This window comes from Actinomadura geliboluensis (genome assembly GCF_043197915.1).
Lineage (GTDB): Bacteria > Actinomycetota > Actinomycetes > Streptosporangiales > Streptosporangiaceae > Spirillospora > Spirillospora geliboluensis.
Genome location: NZ_JBICUA010000001.1, coordinates 269,920 through 287,192, shown reverse-complemented (window position 1 = coordinate 287,192; position 17,273 = coordinate 269,920). Strand labels below are relative to the sequence as shown.

Genomic DNA, 17,273 nt, shown 5'->3' with positions numbered 1-17,273 from the left:
CCCGGGCCCCCCCCCCCCCCCCCCCCCCCCCCCCGCGGCCCCCCCCCCCCCCCCGCGGGGGCCCCCCCCCCCCCCCCCCCCCCCCCCCCGGCGGGTCGGGCGGCCTCCGGGCGCTGGGCGCCCTCCGGCCGCCCGACCCGTGAGTGGTGGCTGGGGTGAGTGGTGGCTGGGGTTCGAACTGCGCTGCGGTGCTCGGCTCGGCGGGGTCAGGTGTCGTCTGCGGGGGCGGGGACGGCGGCTTCGGGGGAGCGTTCGGCGATCGGCAGGATGATCGCGGACGGGTGGTCCGGGTCGTGGAAGACCTCCTGGTGCGCCCTGACCATGCGGGTCGCGGTGGTCGCCAGGGGTTCGCCGGTGCCCGGGTTGGCGGCGACCTTGGGGTGGGCGCCGCTCGTGACGTGCACGCGGACGCGGTGGCCGCGCGGGAAGCGGTGCCCGGTGGGCCAAAGGTCGACGGCGATGCGGCGGACGCCGTCCGTCCCGACGGGCTTCTCGGCGATCGCGGGGAGCCGCAGGCCGCCCTCGCAGACGTTGCGGGACGTCCCGTCCGGCGCGACGTCGCAGAGCCGGACGACGAAGTCGGTGTGCTCGCGGTCGGAGCGGACGAACAGGTCGGCGCCGACCGGGCCGATCACGTCGAGGTCGGCGGTGAGGGCGGCGGAGGTGAACACCAGGACGTCCGGGCGCCGCTCCAGCGGCCGGTTGTCGACCGGGCGGGAGCTGCCGAGCAGGGTGGGCCCGCCGAGCGCGGGCGTGGGGTCGGCCGGGTCGAAGGTGTAGGTGCTCGGCGGGTGGTCCTGGGGGCCGTCCTCGCCGAGGCCGTGCTCGTTCGGCGGGCCGGCGTGCAGGTGCCAGCGGGCCTGCCGGGTGCCCGGCGGCGGCCAGTCGCCGTAGTGCCGCCACTCGCGGGCGCCGGTGATGTAGAGCCGGACGGGGTCGACGCGCAGCCCGGACGGGTCGCCCTGCAGGTGGGCGCGGAACCAGGCGAGCGACTCGCGGATGCCGGGCAGGCCGTGCCGGGCGTCGGTGTGCCACCAGGGCCCGATGGTCAGGTACGGGGTGTTCCCGGCGGCGCGCAGGGCGAGGTAGTCCTTGATCTGCCAGGGCAGGAACACGTCGTACCAGCCGCCGAGGAGGGTGACGGGCGCGGCGACCTGGCCGACGGTGCCGCTGAAGTCGCGGCGGTCCCAGTAGCGGCCGGGGGCGCCGTGGTTGGCGAGGAGGTCCTGGTAGAAGCGCATGGGCCGGCCGCCCGCCAGGACGTCCAGCTCGGCGAGGGGGCGGCCGGAGCGGGCGGCGCGCAGGGCGCGGCGGCGGGCCGTCAGCGGCGCGGTCAGCATGCCGAGCCGCTGCTGCTGCCGGTGGGTGAGGTCGGTCCAGGTGAGCGTGGACTCCAGCGCGAACGACCCGCCGACGTAGGCGGCGTCCCGGAACGACGACGCCGTGATCTGCAGCGACATCGCCTTCAGCGCCGGGCCCGCCTCGGCGGCGATCGACCAGGCCGAGTAGCCGAGGTAGCTGGCGCCGTAGGTGGCGAACGAGCCGTGGAACCAGGGCTGCCGCTTCATCCACTCGACCGTGACCAGGCCGTCGTCGCGCTCGCTGCCGAGCGGGTCGAACTCGCCGCCGGACCCGGACGTCCCGCGCGCGCTTTGCACGACCAGCTGGAAACCGAACGGGACGAACGGCAGCCCATTGGCGAGGGCGGCGGGCCCACGCCGGCCGTAGGGCGTCCGCACCAGGATCGTGGGCGGACGCTCCACGCCCGTGGGGATGTACCGGTCGGCGAGCAGCGTCACGCCGTCCGGCATGGTCACCGGAAGGTCGCGCTCGACGGTGTACCGCAGCAGTCCGCGCGGGTGCGGCAGCCGGAGAGAAGGGGAGGGCAGTCGGTCCCAGGGCGCCATGCTGCCTCCGTCCGCGGTCGGCTACTCCCAGGTAAGGTAACCGCGGACGGCGGCCGCAACCGTCAGGGGCCCGTGATGAACGCCCAGGGGTCGGGCGCGGCGGCGGCCGCGGCGCCCAGGTCGTCGGCCCAGGCGGTCTCGTTGCCGTACTCGTCCCGCCACGCCCCGAGCCGCAGCGTGACCTTGTGCAGCACGTGCTCCTCGGTGACGCCGAGCGCGCCGTGGACCTGGTGCGCGATCGCCGCGACGGCGCCCGCCGCGCGCGAGGCGTTGGCCTTGGCGGCGGCCACCGCGACCGGGTCGTCCGGGGTCCGGACGGCGGCGCGCACCGCGACGTCGGCGACCGTGGCCTCCCCGGCGAGCTCGGCGAGCATCTGCTGGACGGCCTGGAACCGCCCGAGCGGCCGCCCGAACTGCTCGCGCTCGCCCGCGTACCGGACCGACAGGTCGAGCGCCCGCGCCATCGCCCCGGTCAGCTGCACCGCCCGCGCCAGCGCCCCGCGCCGCCGCAGCTCCGCCGCGTCCACCGGGCACGGCGCCACGGCCTCGGCCCGCACGCCGGACAGGACGACGTCGTCGCGGGGCTCGCCCGCCACGTTCACGCCCTCGGTGATCTGCGTGAGGGACGGGTCGACGACCGCGACGACCCCGCCGGCCAGGACGACGAGGCGGTCCGCGTCGCGCGCCCAGGGGACCCGCCGCAGCGTCCCGCTCAGCGTCCCGCCGTCCGCCACCGCGCCGGACGCCGCCGTCAGGACCCCGGCGGGGACCGGCAGGCCCGCCTCGGCCAGCAGCCGCCCGGCGAGCCAGCCCGTCTCGGCGAGCGGGACGGCGGCGGCGTGGTACCCGGCCGCGCGGAGCACGGCGGCGGCGTCGGCGAGGCCCCCGCCGCTGCCGCCCGCCTCCTCCGGCACCCCGACCAGCGCCAGCCCGGACTCCGCCAGCGCCGGCCACGGCCGGTCCCCGGCCAGGATCTCGTTCGCGGTCTCCTCCAGCAGCTCCATCAGCGCACTCCCAGGCCGCGCGCGACGATGCCGCGCAGGATCTCGTTGGTGCCGCCCCGCAGCGTGAACCCGGGCGCCTGGACGACCGACTCCGCGAGCGCGCGGGCCAGCGGGTCGGGGGAGGCGGGGTCGGGCTCCACGCCCGCGTGCTCCCGCACGGCCTCGATCACCTCGCGCTCGAACCGGGTCCCGAGGTCCTTCACCAGCGCGGCGGGGACGTCCGGGGTCAGCCCGGCGTCCAGCGCGCCCGCGACGCCCAGGGACGCCTGCCGCAGCGCCCACAGCCGCGCCGTCAGCCGGCCGAGGGTGCGGCGCGCCGCCGGCCCGTCCGCGCGGCCGTGCAGCAGCCGGACGAGCAGGAACGTGCTGAGCAGCCGCTCCGGGCCGCTGCGCTCGTAGGCCAGCTCCGCGGTGACCTGGCGCCAGCCGTCCCCGACGCGGCCGAGCACCATCGAGTCGGGGACGCGCACCCCGTCGAGCACGACCTCGTTGAAGTGGTGCTCGCCGGACAGCCCCCGGATCGGGCGGACCGCCACCCGCTCGTCCGGCAGCGGGACGATGAACTGCGTCAGCCCCGCGTGCCGGTCGTCGCCCCTCGGCGCGCTGCGGGCCAGGACGAGGATCGCGTGCGCGAGGTGGGCGCCGCTCGTCCACACCTTGGTGCCGTGCAGCCGCCACCCGTCCCCGTCCCGCTCGGCGCGGGTCCGGACGGACGCGAGGTCCGACCCGGAGTCGGGCTCGCTCATCCCGATGGCGAAGAAGCACTCGCCGCGCGCGATCGCCGGGAGGAACCGGTTCTTCTGCTCCTCGGTGCCGTGGGCGAGGATGCTCGGCCCGGTCTGCCGGTCGGCGATCCAGTGCGCGCCGACGGGCGCCCCGGCGGCGAGCAGCTCCTCGATGACCACGAACCGCTCCAGCGGGGAGCGGCCGTGCCCGCCGTACCGCTCCGGCAGCGTCATGCCGAGCCAGCCGCGCTCGCCGAGGCGCCGGCTGAACGCGGGGTCGGCGCCGGTGAGCCAGCTGTCGCAGCGGGCCGTGAACGGCGTCCGCGCGAGGAACTCCCGCACCTGCGCGCGCAGTTCGGCGGCCCGCGGCGGGAACGTTCCGGGATCCAGGTCGGACGGTCTGGCCACTGCGCCTCCTCGGTCTCAGGGCGACGTTACCGACGCGCTTCCGGACGCATGTCAGCGGGTCCTTACCGGGGATCGTTCTCGACCGGATGGGCGTTGTCTGGAATGGTTGCGTTCTCACAGCCCGTCTCCAGGGGGAGTACACGACATGTGGCCGGGGTCGAACCTGCCGATGGGACCGCCGCCCGCGGGGCCGGGCCAGGAGGCCCCCTCATGGACCCCGCAGCGGCGCGCCGGGCCCGGCACCGGCTGGTACGCGCTGCCCATCGGCCTGGTCCTCGCGGCCGTGGTGGGCTTCTTCACCCCGGTGGCGTTCCTGTGGGACGACTCCAAGGTCGCGGAGGGGCCGGCGTCGGCCGGCGACCCGGCCACGGGAGTGGCGGTCCAGCTCTCCGAGGGGCACGGCTACTTCGTCTACGTCCGCACGGGCGGCTCCACGCCCTACGCGTGCTCCGTGCGGTCGGGCGGGCGGTCCGGGCCCATCAGGCTCACCCGGAAGAACTCCTGGAGCGCCTCCGACCGGGCCGGATACCGGTACACGGCCACCTTCGAGGCGCCGGTGACCGGGGGCGCGCTGCTCACCTGCCGGGGCACCGACGGCCCGGTCCTGGTGACGCCGGACGACACCGCGAACGCCTACCTGGGGCTCGCCCTGTTCGCGGCCCTCGGGGCGGGCGGGCTCGCCGTCCTCAGCTTCGTGGTGATCGCCTTCCGGCGGAGCGCCGCCCGCCGGTGAACCCGGGCCCGGCCCACCGGGTCAGGACGTGAGCTCGCGCTCCAGCGGGGTGCGGAAGCGGGGGACGGCGCGCACCTCGCCGTACCAGTCCGCCAGGCGGGCGGCCTCCCGCTCGATCGCCGCCTCAGCGTCGGCGCCGACGTCCTCCAGGACGCGGACCGCGATCTCGCCGTCCGCGCGCTGCGCCCAGCCGCCGACGATGCGGCCGTCCCACCAGACGGACGGGCCGATGTTGCCGTTGCGGTCGAACAGCGCGGGGCCGTGGCCGCCGAGGAACCAGCCGCGCTCCCGCCAGCCCATCGGCGTCGCGTCGAGCGCGGGCAGCAGCGCCGCCCACGGCTCCGGCCGCGCCGCCGGCTCCAGGTCGTCGGACAGGACGAGGCCGGTGCCGCCGTCGTCGAGCGCGACCTCGGTGACCTCCAGCGGCGCGAGGGCCTTCTTCACGTCGCCGGCGTTCCAGCCCGTCCACCACTTCAGGTCGGCGGCCGGGGCCGGGCCGAACGCGCGCAGCCAGCGGCGGACGAGCTCCGTGCGGGCCTCGGCGGCGGGGATCTCCGCGATGCCGCCGGGCAGCCACTCCTCGACGGGCGCCCAGCGGTACTGGCTGCTGATCCACGAGCCGTTCGGCCGCCCGCGCACGATGCGGCCCTCGCAGCCGAGCGTGACGAGGATCCAGGTGGTGACGCCCGTCGGCCGGGAGTAGGACTTGCCGGGCGCCGGGTCGACCTGCGTGCGCAGCGCCGGGACGTCGGCGCCGAGCTGGGCGCCGGTGGCCTCGCCGCGCGCCAGCAGCGCCTTGTGCGCGGCCTCCGCGGCCTCGGCGAAGAAGGACGGGACGTCCGCGATGTCGCTGCCGCGCTCGATGATCCGGGTGTAGGTGGCCCGTTGCTTGACGGCCAGCGCGTTCGCCGTGGACGCCTGCAGCACCGGCACCAGCTCGGTGGGCGCGACGAACATCGTCCGGCGCATGGCGAGCATCCGCAGCAGCGTGCGGTCGTCGTACAGGGCCCGCTCGACCGCGTCCGGACCGGCTCCGGCGCTGCGGGCGGCGACCGACAGGAACACCGTGGCCGGGTCGGTGGCGTGCAGGACCACCATGGACCGGGCGATGGCGAGCACGTCGTCGGTGCGCGCCTCGGGGGCGAGCCGGTGGCGGAGCGCGAGCCGGGCCCGCCGCTCGGCCGTCGTCATCGAACGCATGTGCGAAGCATAGCGGGGCTCAGCCGCTGTTGGAGATCTTCACCACGACCTTGTCCTGGGTGACCGACTGGACCGAGACGTTGAAGCCCTCGGCCTGCTCTCCGTCGCCGACCGGCACGGTCACCGTCTGGCCGGCGACCTTCAGGGTGACCATCTCGCCCTCCACCCTCACCAGTTCGGCCTTCACACCGAGGATGGACGCGCTGGCCTCCACACCGCGGTCGAAGGTCACCGTGCAGGAGTCGACGCCACAGGAGGTGTCGCTGTTCTCCCCGCCGCACGCGGTGAGGGCGCCGAGCGGCAGGAGCGCGAACGGGAGTACGGCCAGCTTCCGCCGGAGGGGAAAGGAGGTCATGCGGCGAGTCTAGGCGCGATCCCGGCGGCCGCCGCCCTCCCGGAGGCGGATCCGCGCAGGACGAATGTGGTACCGCACGGTGACGCGACTGGATCCCCCGGCCGCCCCGTGCTTCGCTGGACGCGTGAGCACGGACAGTGACCCGCTCGCCGCCGCCGGGGCCGCGGAGGTCCCGCTCGTCGGCCCGGTCGTGTGCGCCGCGCTGCGGATCGAGGCGCGCGCGGTGCGGCGCGGGCTCACCCGGACGCCGGTCGTGGTCGTCGGCTACCGGGCCCGGCGCGCGGCCCGGCTGCCGGGCGCCTGCGCCGCCCTCGTCACCGTCGGCTTCGGCGGCGCGCTCGACGAGCGGCTGCGGCCGGGCGACGTCCTCGTCGCCGACGAGATCCGCGGGCCCGGCGGCACGGCGGCGCCGTGCAGCGCGCCCCGGCTGCTCGCGGAGGAGCTGATCCGCGACGGGCTGAGCGCGCAGGTCGGGCCGCTGGTCACGACCGACCACGTCGTCCGGGGGCGGGAGCGGGCCGTCCTGGCGGCGCAGGGCGCGCGCGCCGTCGACATGGAGTCGGCCCTCGTCGCCGCGCGGGCCGGCGGGCTGCCGGTCGCCGCGCTGCGCGTCGTCGTGGACGGCCCCCGGCACCCCCTGTGGCATCCGGGCACGATCGGCCGCGGGCTGGCCGCACGGCGCGTCCTGGCCCGCACCGGGCCCGCGCTGGAGCGCTGGAGCGTCCTGCTGGTCCGCGGCGAGGACGGCCCCGCCGGGGCGTGAGCGGCCGATAAGAGGTGGCCGGGAGCGGCTCAGCCGTGCCCGCCCTCGTGCCCGCCCTCCTGCCCGGAGCCGTGGTGGTCGCCCTGGACGATCTTGCCGCCGAGGTCCTTGCGGAGCGACTCCAGCGTCGGCTTCTGGCTGACCGCCACCCAGCGCGCCCCGACCAGGTACCAGCCGCCCCACGGCTTGGCCTCCTCCAGCCACGAGTGCATGCCCGCGTCGGTGGTGAAGCTGACCAGCACGTAGCGTCCCAGCGAGGTCTTGCAGTTCCCCTGCTCCAGGTCCTTGACCTTGCGCTGACCGGTCACCTGGCAGTCCGTCTGCTTCGCGAGCTCCGCCAGGCTGGCGGGCTTCGCGGCCTTCTCACCGGACGAGGCGCCGGACTTCGCCGAGCAGCCCGCCGCGAGCGGCAGCGCCAGCGCGGCGGCGCACAGCAGCGCCGCTCGTGCCCGCGGTGCGCGCAGGCGAGACGCGTTCGGGCGCGGTGTGATCGGGCGGGGGTGGTGTCGGGGACCCATCGCCATTCCTCTCCGGGGTGAGACGCGCGATTCGAGGGAGCAATACGCGCCCCGCCCCGGCGGGGTTCACCGGCCGCCCGGAGGGGCCCCCGGCGGCGGGCCGGCCCTCAGGGCCTCAGGTCATCAGGCGGGCGCCCGCCGCGGCGCGGACGCCGGGGTCCTCGGCGCCGTCCTGGTGCAGCCGCCGCAGCCGCAGCCCCGTCTCGCGGGTGAGCGGCGCGGACCGGGCGGCCTCGGCGCGGACGCCGTCCTCGCAGTCCCACAGCCCCTCGACGGTGTAGGACTCGGCCGTGTGCGGGGCGGTTCTCGTCAACGCGGTCAGGATGCGGGGTCTCAGATAGGCGTAGGTCGACTCGGTCCAAGCGGTCTTCAGCAGCGGGACGGCCTCGCCGGCGCGCAGCCGCCCCAGCCCCTCGATGGGGCCCGCGGCGCCGCCCCACTCCCGCCGGGCGACGGCCCCGCGCAGCTCCTCCATGAGCAGCGGGATGTCCTGCCGGGTGCCGTATCTGGCGAGGATGCGCAGCCCCATGTCGGCGCAGCCGCCGCGCTCGGCGGCCCACGCCCGCGCCCGCGGCAGCGTCTCCGGGCCGTACTCGCGCAGCGCCCGGCACACCGCGCCGCCGTACCGGCTCGGCCGCTGCGGCAGCAGCTCCTCGGCGAGGTCGAGCAGCGCCGGCGTCCGCCGCCGCCCCAGCTCGAAGATCGCCGCGATGGCGCCCTCGCCGCGCCGCCGGGCGAGGTCCAGCAGTTCGGCGTCGCTCTGCGCGTCCCGGCCGGGCGCCGCGGCCATCGCGCGGCGCGCCGCCCGGCCCGCCGCCCGCTGCCGCTCCAGCGCCGCGGCCACCCGCGGCTGCCGCGCCGCCCACGCCTCGATCACCGGGTTGCGCCCGGCGGGTATCAGCAGCTCCAGGTCGGCGTCGTCGCAGCGCGCCGCCACCAGCTCGTCCAAACCGATCGTCAGCGCCGGGTCCTCGAGGTCGATCAGCTCCACCACCGCGTCGAACCACTGCGCGCCCTCCTCGGCGTACCGGCGCAGCGGCGCCGCCGCCTCGCGCCGGCTCAGCCGCACCAGGTCCGCGAGGACGCCGAGCGCCAGGTCCACCCGCCACTCGTCGGGGTCGGTGTGGTCGGACGGGTCGAACAGGTGCTCGGCCACCGGCCCCGTCGGCAACTCCAGATCCACCATCAACCGGGCGTAGTACAGCCGGCGCGACTCGCACTGGCGGTCCCAGCGCGGATCCAGCCGGACGCAGGCGTACACGTACTCGCCCGCGCCGGGCCTGTCCGCCGCGCGCCGCGCGGCCCTTCCGAGCCCCCGCTGCAGCTGACCGTGCAGCGTGCTCGCCGATTCCAACACGACCTCGTTGCTCACCCCGTCAGAATGCGCACTGGACCAGATAACGGGCAAGTGCTTTACCCCAGGTCTGTCCCGTCCTCATAGCGACCGCTGCGCGATCCAGGAGGCGTGCAGGTCGGCGTAGACGCCCGGACGCGCCACCAGCTCGGCGTGCGGGCCGCGCTGGACGATCCGCCCGGCCTCGAAGACGATCACCTCGTCGGCCGCCTCGGCGGTGGACAGCCGGTGCGCGATGGCGATCGCCGTCCGGCCGCGGGTGACGCCGTCCAGGGCCCGCTGGATGCGGACCTCCGTCGCCGGGTCGACCGCCGAGGTCGCCTCGTCCAGCACGAGCAGGTCCGGGTCGGCGATGTAGGCGCGGGCCAGCGCGACGAGCTGCCGCTCGCCGGCCGACAGCGACTCGCCGCGCTGCCCGACCGGGGTGTCCAGGCCCCGCGGCAGGCCGTCCAGCCAGTCGGCGAGGCCGAGTTCGGTGAGCGCGAGGACGAGCTCCTCGTCGGAGGCGTCCGGGCGCCCGTACCGGATGTTGTCGCCGAGGGAGGCGTCGAACAGGAACCCGTCCTGCGGCACCATGACGATCCGCTCGCGCAGCGACGAGAACCGGACCCGGTCCAGCGGCACGCCGTCCACCAGGACCCGGCCCGAGACCGGGTCCATGAGCCGGGTGAGGAGCTTGGCGAACGTCGTCTTGCCGGAGCCCGTCTGCCCGACGATCGCGATCCGGCTGCGCGGCGCGATCTCGGCGTCCACGCCGAGCAGCACGGGCGGGCCGCCCGGGTAGGCGAACCCGACCGACTCGAACCGCACCTCGATCGGGCCGCGCGGCAGCGTCTCGCCCGCGTCGCCCGGGTCGGCGACGTCCGGGGCGGTGTCCAGCACGCCGAGGACCCGCCGCCAGCCCGCGATCGCGTTCTGCGCCTCGTTCAGCACCTCGGTGGCCGTCTGCATCGGGCTGACGAACAGCGTCACCAGGAACAGGAACGCGATCAGCTTGCCGGCCGACACCTCGCCGGCGATGCCGAGCAGCGTCCCGGCGATGACGACCGCGGCGGTCGCCAGGGCGGCGACCAGCTCGCTGACCGGGAAGGTCAGCGCGACCATCGCCTGCGCGCGGGTCTGCGCCGACCGGTAGGACTCCACGGTCTCGTCCACCCGGCGGCCGGTGCGCTCCTCCGCCGCGTACGCGCGGATCACCGGGGCGCCCACGACCGACTCGCCGACCGCGGCCAGCAGGTCGCCCATCCGCTCCCGGACCCGGAAGTAGGCCCCCGACAGGATCCGCTGGAAACGGCGCAGCGCGAACGCCAGCGGCAGGAACGCGACCCACACCAGCAGCGCCAGCTGCCAGGAGTAGACCAGCATCAGCACGCTCGCCACGAGCAGCTGCCCGATCGAGACGATGAACATCAGCCCGCCGGACTGCATGAACTGGCTGATCTGGTCGACGTCGCTCGTCACCCGCGACACGAGCGCGCCCCGCCGCTCCCCGCTCTGGGTGAGCATCGACAGGTCGTGGACGTGCCGGAACGCCTTCACCCGCAGCCCCGCCAGGCCGCCCTCGGAGGTCTTGTAGAGCCGCACGTTCATCAGATACGCGCACACCGCCGTCACCAGCACGGCCGCCGCGCACAGCAGCACCGCCGTCCGGATGAAGGCGATGTCGGGGCCGTCCGGCCGCCCGATGCCCTTGTCGATCGTCTGCTGGACGGCGATGGGCACCACCACCCGCCCCGCCGTCGACACCAGCGCGAGCAGCAGCGTGCCCGCGAGGCCCGCGCGGAACTCCGGGCTCAGCCGCAGCCCCCGCTTGAGCGTGCTGATCGCGCCCTCGGTGGCCGCCGAGCCGTCAAGGACCGTCATGCCAGTGCCTCCTCGCCGCCCTCGACGGCCTCCTGCTCGGCTTCCTGCTCGGCCTCGGCCCGCTCGTAGGCGTTCACGAGGTCGGCGTAACCCGCCGAGCTCTCCAGCAGCTCGGCGTGGGCGCCGCGCGCGACGACGCGGCCGTGCTCCATGTAGACGACCTCGTCGGCCAGCGCGATCGTGGCCTTGCGGTAGGCGACGACCACGACGGTCGCGCCGCCCGCCTCGCCCGACTGCGCCTCCCGCAGGCTCTGCAGGATGCGGGCCTCCACCTGCGGGTCGACGCTGGAGGTCGCGTCGTCCAGGACGAGCAGCCGGGGCCGCCGCACCAGCGCGCGCGCCAGCGCGAGCCGCTGCCGCTGCCCGCCGGACAGCGTCGCCCCGCGCTCGCCCACCTTCGTGTCGAGCCCGTCGGCGAGGGCCGCGACGAACCCCTCGGCCTGCGCGAGGCGCAGCGACTCCCAGACCCGCTCGTCGGGGACGTCGAGGCCGAGCGTCACGTTGCCGCGCACGGTGTCGTCGAACAGGAACGTCTGCTGCGGGACGAGCGCCGCCGTCGCCGCGACCCCGCCGCGCCGCACGTCGCGCAGGTCGACGCCGTCCAGCAGGACCGAGCCGTCGGCCGGGTCGACCAGCCGCACCAGGAGGGAGGTCAGCGTCGACTTGCCCGAGCCCGTCGGGCCGACCACCGCGATCGTCCGGCCCGGGGACGCGGCGAACGACACGTCGTGCAGGATGTGCCGCCCGGAGCCGTCCCCGTCGCCGTCCGCCTCGTAGGCGAAGCGGACCTCGCGGACCTCCAGGTCGGTCGCCTTGCCGCCGTCGCCGTCCAGCGCGTCCTGCCCGAACGGCAGTGAGCCGGTCGCGTCCAGCACGTGGCGGACCCGCTCCCAGCCGACGACGCTGCGCGGCACCTCCCCGAGCACCCAGCCGAGCGCCCGGATCGGCCACGACAGCAGCGTGAACAGGTAGGCGGCGTTCACCAGGTCGCCCGGCGACATCGCGCCGGCCTGGAGCCGCATCGACCCGATCAGCAGCACGGCGAGGACGCCGAGGTTCGGCAGCGCCTCCAGCACTGGGTCGAACAGGCCGCGGATCCGGCCCACCGCGATGTTGGCGTCGCGCAGCTCCTCCGCCCGCTCCCGGAACCGCGCGGTCTCGGCCGCCTCCCGGCCGAGGGTCTTGACGACCAGGCCGCCCTCGAAGCTCTCGTGCGCCACCTCGCTGACCTCCGCGCGCAGCTGCTGCGCGCGGGTCGCGACCGGCGACAGCCGCCGCTGGTACAGCACGTTGATCAGCGCGACGGCGGGGAACACCAGGAAGCCGACCGCCGCCACCACCACGTCCGTCACCAGGATCGACACCGCGGCGATCAGCAGCATGAACACCACGCCGACCGCCATCGGCAGCGGCGCGATCGGCGCCCACACCGCCTCGACGTCGGCGTTGGCGTTCGACAGCAGCTGCCCGGTCGGGTGCCGGTGGTGCCAGGCCAGCGGCAGCCGCAGGTACTGCCGCGTCACCGCGCGGCGGTAGGACGCCTGCATCCGGTACTGCATGAGGCCGGCGTAGAAGCGGCGGCCGGCGACGCCGAGCGCCTTCAGCAGCGCCACCGCCATGATCAGCGCGGCGGCGCCGGCCAGCGCCCCGGCGGTCGTGCGCCCCGACGCGAACGCCGGCAGCACGACGTGCTCGGTCGCCCAGCCCAGCACCCGCGCCGTCGCCACCGTCATCGCCGCGTAGAGGGCGCTCGCGACCACCGACGCCGTGAAGACGCGGGGCTCGGCCTTGACCGCGACCCACAGCACGCCCATGCCCTCCCTGAGCACGTGTGGGCTGACGCGTCTGGACGCAGGTGGCACGGCGACTCCTCGATCACGGCGGCGCCCGGGACATGCCCCGGCGGCCGGGGCGCGGGGATCTTCGGGCCTGCACATGCCTACCATCCGGCCGCGGTGCTTATTCCCGGCCGGCCCCGCACCGCCTACGATCAAGGGATGAGCGCATCCGAGGGCCGCCCGGCCGGCGGCGGCCCCGCCGGTCCCGGCCCGGCCGGGCCCGTCCGGCGCGAGCGCCTGCTGCTGGCCGACGCGCTGGCCGAGGCCGGGCCCGACGCCGCCACCAAGTGCGCGGGCTGGACGGCCCGCGACCTGGCCGCCCATCTGGTCGTCCGGGAGGACCGCCCGGACGCCGCCCCCGGAATACTGCTGCCGCCGCTGGCCTTCTACACCGAGCGCGTCCGGCGCCGCACCGCGCGCGCCGTCCCGTTCGACCGGCTGGTGGAACGCTTTCGGGACGGACCGGCGAAGTTCTCCCCGTACGCGCTTCCCGGAGTCGACAAAAACGCGAACGGTGTCGAGTTCTTTGTGCACCATGAGGACGTCCTGCGCGCGCGTCCCGACTGGGCGCCCCGGGAGATCTCGCCGGAACTCGAGGAAGTGCTCTGGCGACGGATAAAAATTGCCCGCTTTGTCCTAAGAAAAGTTCAGGTCGAGGTAACGCTGGTGCAACCCGACGGCCGCCGCCTGCGCGTGCCCGGACGGGGCCGGGACGCCCGCGGCGCCGTCCGCGTGCACGGCCCGGTGGGCGAACTCGTCCTCTGGGCGCTGGGCCGCAGAGACGTCGCGGACGTCCGCCTCACCGGGGCCACGGACGCTGTCAAGAGCCTGACCGAGACCGGTTGGAGTCTTTAACGGGCAGGTAACGGCAGGGTTCGCCGAGAGGAGAATCGCGTGCCATGCGGCTCCTCCGCTTTACGCGGAACCGGTGATACTGTGGGGCGGTCGGTTGCAGTCGTGGTTCTCGATCGTGAAGACGCCCGCGGACTGATGGCAGCGGGCGTTTTGGCTTTTCCGGGACCGTACCGGGGGCGAGAGCGTTCCGCAGCGACCGCACGGGCCCGCGAGGTGTGGGCCCAGGTTTTGCCGCAAGGAGAAAGACATGCCCCAGCAGGGCACCGTGAAGTGGTTCAACGCCGAGAAGGGCTTCGGGTTCATCGCCGTCGACGGCGGCGGGCCGGACGTCTTCGTGCACTACTCGGCCATCCAGTCCTCCGGATACCGCACGCTGGACGAGAACCAGCGCGTCCAGTTCGAGGTGACGCAGGGTAACCGGGGTCCGCAGGCCGACCAGGTCGTCCCCCTGTAACACCCGTAGTCGTACGTCGGGGCCCGTTCCCTCCGCCAGGGGAGCGGGCCCTTTCGTGTGCGCGCGGGGGAGCCGAGGGGGACCGGCGGCCGAGGTCGGCGGCCGGTAGCGCTGCAATAAACTCTCGGTCATGTCCCCACGAGCGTCCAGCGACCTGGACCCGAAGATCGCCGCGCGGCTGAAGCGCGACCCGAACGGCCTCGTGCCCGCCATCGCCCAGCAGTACGACACCGGCGAGGTGCTCATGCTCGGCTGGATGGACGACGAGGCCCTGCACCGCACCCTCACCACCGGCCGCTGCACCTACTGGTCGCGCAGCCGGCAGGAGTACTGGGTGAAGGGCGAGACCTCCGGGCACCAGCAGTGGGTCAAGTCCGTCGCGCTCGACTGCGACGCCGACGCCGTCCTGGTGAAGGTCGACCAGGTCGGCGCCGCCTGCCACACCGGCGACCGCACCTGCTGGGACGCCGACGTCCTTCCCGCCGTGGTCGGGGAGCGCCCTGACGGGGCGTCATGACGCCCGGGCGTGAACGCGGACTGACGGCGCTGCTGTGCGCCGCCGGCGCGGGTCTCGCCCTGCTCGCCGCCGGGCGCACCTGGGCCACCGTCAAGGCCGAGCACGCCATCACCCCCTTCACCCAGACGCTCACCGGCGGCGACCTCGGCGGCGCGGCGGGCGCGCTGGGCTGGGCCGGCCTCGCCGGCCTCGCCGCCCTGTTCGCCACGCGCGGCCGTGTGCGCGCGGGCGTCGGCGTCCTCATCGCCCTGTTCGGGGCGGGGATCGCCTACGCGTCGGCCGCCGCCGTCCAGCGGTCGAACGTGCTGTCCGCGGCCGGCGACAAGAGCGCCCTGCTGAAGCTCGGCGCCGACCCCGTCCTGGACGTGAACCTGTGGTGGATGGCCTCGGTCACCGGGGGCGTGCTGCTCGCCGTCGCCGGCCTGGTCACGGCCGTGCGCGGCGCCCGCTGGCCCGCCATGTCGTCCCGCTACGAGCGCGCCGGGACGCCCGGCCCCGCCGCGAAGGGCGCCGCCTCGGCGGACGACCCCACCGCGATGTGGCGCTCCCTCGACCGCGGCGAGGACCCGACCGCCCGCCGGAACGGCCGGCCGTGACCGCCGACGGGGGCGGGCTCGTGCTCGTCGTCGAGCACGACCCCGCCGTCGCCGAACTGCAGCGCCGCTACCTCGCCCGGGAGGGCTTCGCCGTCGAGATCGAGCCCGACCCGGGGCGGGCGCCCGCCGCCGCCGAGCGCAGCCGGCCCGACGTCGTCGTCCTCGACCTGTCCACCGCCGCGCTGCCCGCCGACCTGTACCGGCGCGTCGCCGACGCCGCCTGCCCCGCGCCCGTCGTCGCCGTCACCGGCCCCCTCGACCCCGCGATCGCCCACACGCTCGGCGAGCACCGCGTCGACCGGCCGTTCGGCCCGCGCGTGCTCGTCGGCGCCGTCGCCGAGGCGCTGCGCCGCGGCGCCCCGCCCGCCGCCGAGGCGCCGGGCCCGCTGCGGGCCGGCTCGGTCGCCCTCGACCGGCCCGGCCGGGCCGCCGTCGCCGGCGGCCGCCGCGTCGCGCTCACCGTCACCGAGTTCGACCTCCTCGAGTTCCTGATGGCCAACCCCGGCCGCGTCTTCACCCGCGAGCAGCTCCTGGACGCCGCGTGGGGGCCGGGCGCCGGCGCCGGGAGCCGCACCGTGGACGTCCACGTCGCCCAGCTCCGCGCCAAACTCGGCGAGGACAGCCCCATCCGGACCGTCCGCGGCGTCGGCTACGTCCTGGACGGCTGACGCCCGGCACGCCTCCGGGGCGCTTCCGCGGCCGCTCGCGGGGCGTCGCCTATCGTGGGCGTTGTGACTCGCGCACCCGTCCCTTCGCAGGAGCACGCGCACCCGTACGGGCCCGCACCGCGTCAGCCGGGCCCGGGGCGGCTCAGGGCGCTCCTGCCGCAGGCGGCGGTCCTCGGCGGCGTCACCGCCGGCGCCCTGATCGTGGCGCTGCGCGGCGACCCCAACGAGGCCGGGCACTATCCGGGCTGCCCGTTCCTGGCGATGACCGGGTACTACTGCCCCGGCTGCGGGGCCACGCGCCTCGTCTACGCGCTCACGCACGGGGACGTCGGCACCGCGTTCGGCCTCAACCCGCTGCTGTTCGCGCTGCTGCCCGTCTTCGGCTACCTCTTCGCGCGCTGGACGGTCCAGACCGCGCGCGGGCTGCCGATGCGGACCGTCCTGTTCAAGCCGCCGGTGGTGTACGCGTTCGTCGGGCTGCTGATCGTCTACTGGGTCGTCCGGAACCTGCCGTTCGCCGCGGCGCTGGCGCCCTGACCTGCGCGGGGCGGGCGCGTGCCGGCCCCCGGGAGGGCGGCCGGAGGAGGCGGCGGGCCGCCCGGGTGGGGGGCGCCCCGGCGGGGGCGGCTACGATCGGTGCACGGAACGACCTGAAATAGGGGGCCTGCGACCTTGAGCGTTTTGGACGAGATCATCGAGGGCGTCCGGGCCGATCTCGCCGACAGGCAGCGCGAGGTCCCGCTCGACGCCGTCAAGGAGAAGGCGGCCGCCGCCCCGGCCCCGCGCGACGCGCTCGCCGCGCTGCGCGGCCCGGGCGTCTCGGTCATCGCCGAGGTCAAGCGCAGCAGCCCGTCCAAGGGCGCGCTCGCCGCGATCGCCGACCCCGCCGCGCTCGCCCGCGACTACGAGGCCGGCGGCGCCAAGGTGATCAGTGTGCTGACCGAGCGGCGCCGGTTCGGCGGCAGCCTCGCCGACCTCGCCGACGTGCGCGCCAACGTCGACGTCTCCGTCCTGCGCAAGGACTTCATCGTCACCTCCTACCAGCTGTGGGAGGCGCGCGCCGCGGGCGCCGACATGGCGCTGCTGATCGTCGCCGCGCTGCCGCAGGACGCCCTCGTCTCGCTGATCGAGCGGGCCGAGTCGATCGGGCTGCTCCCGCTCGTCGAGGCGCACACCGAGGAGGAGGCCGCCCGCGCCGTGGAGGCCGGGGCCAAGGTCGTCGGCGTGAACGCCCGCGACCTGCGCACCCTCAAGGTCGACCGCGGCGTGTTCGCCCGCGTCGCGCCCACCCTGCCCAAGGACGTCGTGAAGATCGCCGAGTCGGGGGTGCGGGGCCCGCACGACCTGCTCGCCTACGCCTCCAGCGGCGCCGACGCCGTGCTGGTGGGGGAGAGCCTCGTCATCGGCCGCGACCCGCGCGCCGCCGTCGCCGACCTGGTCGCCGCCGGCGCCCACCCGGCGCTGCGGCAGAGCGGCTGAGCGGCACGCGCGCCGGGCCGACTGGATAGGGTGAGG

General features: G+C 75.8%; 18 protein-coding genes. 9 read left to right on the top strand and 9 right to left on the bottom strand.

Going from position 1 to position 17,273, the window contains the following annotated elements; all coding sequences use genetic code 11:
- Window positions 1-206: 206 nt before the first annotated feature.
- The 3 genes from ACGFI1_RS01375 to ACGFI1_RS01365 form a co-directional block, all read right to left on the bottom strand.
- Window positions 207-1,907: a CocE/NonD family hydrolase gene (locus tag ACGFI1_RS01375; protein ID WP_392739296.1), complete on the bottom strand. Its 1,701-nt coding sequence runs from the start codon at window positions 1,905-1,907 to the stop codon at window positions 207-209.
- 62 nt (window positions 1,908-1,969) lie between these two features.
- Window positions 1,970-2,911 (bottom strand): acyl-CoA dehydrogenase family protein, encoded by a 942-nt coding sequence (locus tag ACGFI1_RS01370; protein WP_392781868.1) that lies wholly within the window; start codon window positions 2,909-2,911, stop codon window positions 1,970-1,972.
- Window positions 2,911-4,044, bottom strand: coding sequence for an acyl-CoA dehydrogenase family protein (locus tag ACGFI1_RS01365; protein WP_392781865.1), 1,134 nt, complete (start codon window positions 4,042-4,044; stop codon window positions 2,911-2,913). The genes ACGFI1_RS01370 and ACGFI1_RS01365 overlap by 1 nt, the downstream gene beginning before the upstream one ends.
- A gap of 145 nt (window positions 4,045-4,189) precedes the next feature.
- Here ACGFI1_RS01365 and ACGFI1_RS01360 point away from each other — a divergent pair, with 145 nt between their 5' ends.
- On the top strand, window positions 4,190-4,777 hold the full coding sequence (locus ACGFI1_RS01360; RefSeq protein WP_392739290.1) for a hypothetical protein: 588 nt from the start codon (window positions 4,190-4,192) through the stop codon (window positions 4,775-4,777).
- 21 nt (window positions 4,778-4,798) lie between these two features.
- Here ACGFI1_RS01360 and ACGFI1_RS01355 read toward each other — a convergent pair whose 3' ends face one another.
- Together ACGFI1_RS01355 and ACGFI1_RS01350 are read right to left on the bottom strand one after the other, a co-directional pair.
- Complete coding sequence (locus ACGFI1_RS01355; RefSeq protein WP_386868710.1) at window positions 4,799-5,977, bottom strand: winged helix DNA-binding domain-containing protein; 1,179 nt, start codon at window positions 5,975-5,977, stop codon at window positions 4,799-4,801.
- Window positions 5,978-5,996: 19 nt separating this feature from the next.
- A complete protein-coding gene (locus ACGFI1_RS01350) occupies window positions 5,997-6,332 on the bottom strand; it encodes a hypothetical protein (protein ID WP_392781863.1) in 336 nt (111 codons plus the stop codon).
- A 124-nt stretch (window positions 6,333-6,456) separates the two neighbouring features.
- Between ACGFI1_RS01350 and ACGFI1_RS01345 the strand changes: the two genes are divergently transcribed.
- Window positions 6,457-7,095 (top strand): phosphorylase family protein, encoded by a 639-nt coding sequence (locus ACGFI1_RS01345; protein ID WP_392739286.1) that lies wholly within the window; start codon window positions 6,457-6,459, stop codon window positions 7,093-7,095.
- 29 nt (window positions 7,096-7,124) lie between these two features.
- Here ACGFI1_RS01345 and ACGFI1_RS01340 read toward each other — a convergent pair whose 3' ends face one another.
- The 4 genes from ACGFI1_RS01340 to ACGFI1_RS01325 form a co-directional block, all read right to left on the bottom strand.
- The gene (locus ACGFI1_RS01340) at window positions 7,125-7,613 is read right to left on the bottom strand and encodes a hypothetical protein (protein WP_392781860.1); all 489 of its coding nucleotides are present in this window, start codon (window positions 7,611-7,613) and stop codon (window positions 7,125-7,127) included.
- A gap of 115 nt (window positions 7,614-7,728) precedes the next feature.
- The gene (locus tag ACGFI1_RS01335) at window positions 7,729-8,985 is read right to left on the bottom strand and encodes a hypothetical protein (protein ID WP_240808438.1); all 1,257 of its coding nucleotides are present in this window, start codon (window positions 8,983-8,985) and stop codon (window positions 7,729-7,731) included.
- A 63-nt stretch (window positions 8,986-9,048) separates the two neighbouring features.
- Window positions 9,049-10,830: an ABC transporter ATP-binding protein gene (locus ACGFI1_RS01330; RefSeq protein ID WP_387073792.1), complete on the bottom strand. Its 1,782-nt coding sequence runs from the start codon at window positions 10,828-10,830 to the stop codon at window positions 9,049-9,051.
- Window positions 10,827-12,644 carry an ABC transporter ATP-binding protein gene (locus ACGFI1_RS01325; protein ID WP_392781856.1) on the bottom strand — a complete coding sequence of 606 codons (1,818 nt, stop codon included), beginning with the start codon at window positions 12,642-12,644 and terminating at the stop codon, window positions 10,827-10,829. Before ACGFI1_RS01325 ends, ACGFI1_RS01330 begins: the two co-directional genes overlap by 4 nt.
- 183 nt (window positions 12,645-12,827) lie before the next feature.
- Here ACGFI1_RS01325 and ACGFI1_RS01320 point away from each other — a divergent pair, with 183 nt between their 5' ends.
- The 7 genes from ACGFI1_RS01320 (at window position 12,828) to trpC (ending at window position 17,237) form a co-directional block, all read left to right on the top strand.
- Window positions 12,828-13,523 carry a TIGR03085 family metal-binding protein gene (locus tag ACGFI1_RS01320; RefSeq protein WP_392781853.1) on the top strand — a complete coding sequence of 232 codons (696 nt, stop codon included), beginning with the start codon at window positions 12,828-12,830 and terminating at the stop codon, window positions 13,521-13,523.
- A gap of 247 nt (window positions 13,524-13,770) precedes the next feature.
- On the top strand, window positions 13,771-13,977 hold the full coding sequence (locus ACGFI1_RS01315) for a cold-shock protein (protein WP_018657218.1): 207 nt from the start codon (window positions 13,771-13,773) through the stop codon (window positions 13,975-13,977).
- 130 nt (window positions 13,978-14,107) lie between these two features.
- On the top strand, window positions 14,108-14,494 hold the full coding sequence (gene hisI, locus ACGFI1_RS01310; protein WP_138640664.1) for a phosphoribosyl-AMP cyclohydrolase: 387 nt from the start codon (window positions 14,108-14,110) through the stop codon (window positions 14,492-14,494).
- A complete protein-coding gene (locus tag ACGFI1_RS01305) occupies window positions 14,491-15,090 on the top strand; it encodes a Trp biosynthesis-associated membrane protein (protein ID WP_386868698.1) in 600 nt (199 codons plus the stop codon). The genes hisI and ACGFI1_RS01305 overlap by 4 nt, the downstream gene beginning before the upstream one ends.
- The gene (locus ACGFI1_RS01300) at window positions 15,087-15,758 is read left to right on the top strand and encodes a response regulator transcription factor (protein WP_386868696.1); all 672 of its coding nucleotides are present in this window, start codon (window positions 15,087-15,089) and stop codon (window positions 15,756-15,758) included. Before ACGFI1_RS01305 ends, ACGFI1_RS01300 begins: the two co-directional genes overlap by 4 nt.
- Window positions 15,759-15,821: 63 nt before the next feature.
- Complete coding sequence (locus ACGFI1_RS01295) at window positions 15,822-16,295, top strand: DUF2752 domain-containing protein (RefSeq protein ID WP_392781851.1); 474 nt, start codon at window positions 15,822-15,824, stop codon at window positions 16,293-16,295.
- Between the two features lie 135 nt (window positions 16,296-16,430).
- A complete protein-coding gene (gene trpC / locus ACGFI1_RS01290) occupies window positions 16,431-17,237 on the top strand; it encodes an indole-3-glycerol phosphate synthase TrpC (protein ID WP_138640856.1) in 807 nt (268 codons plus the stop codon).
- The last annotated feature ends 36 nt before the right edge of the window (window positions 17,238-17,273 follow it).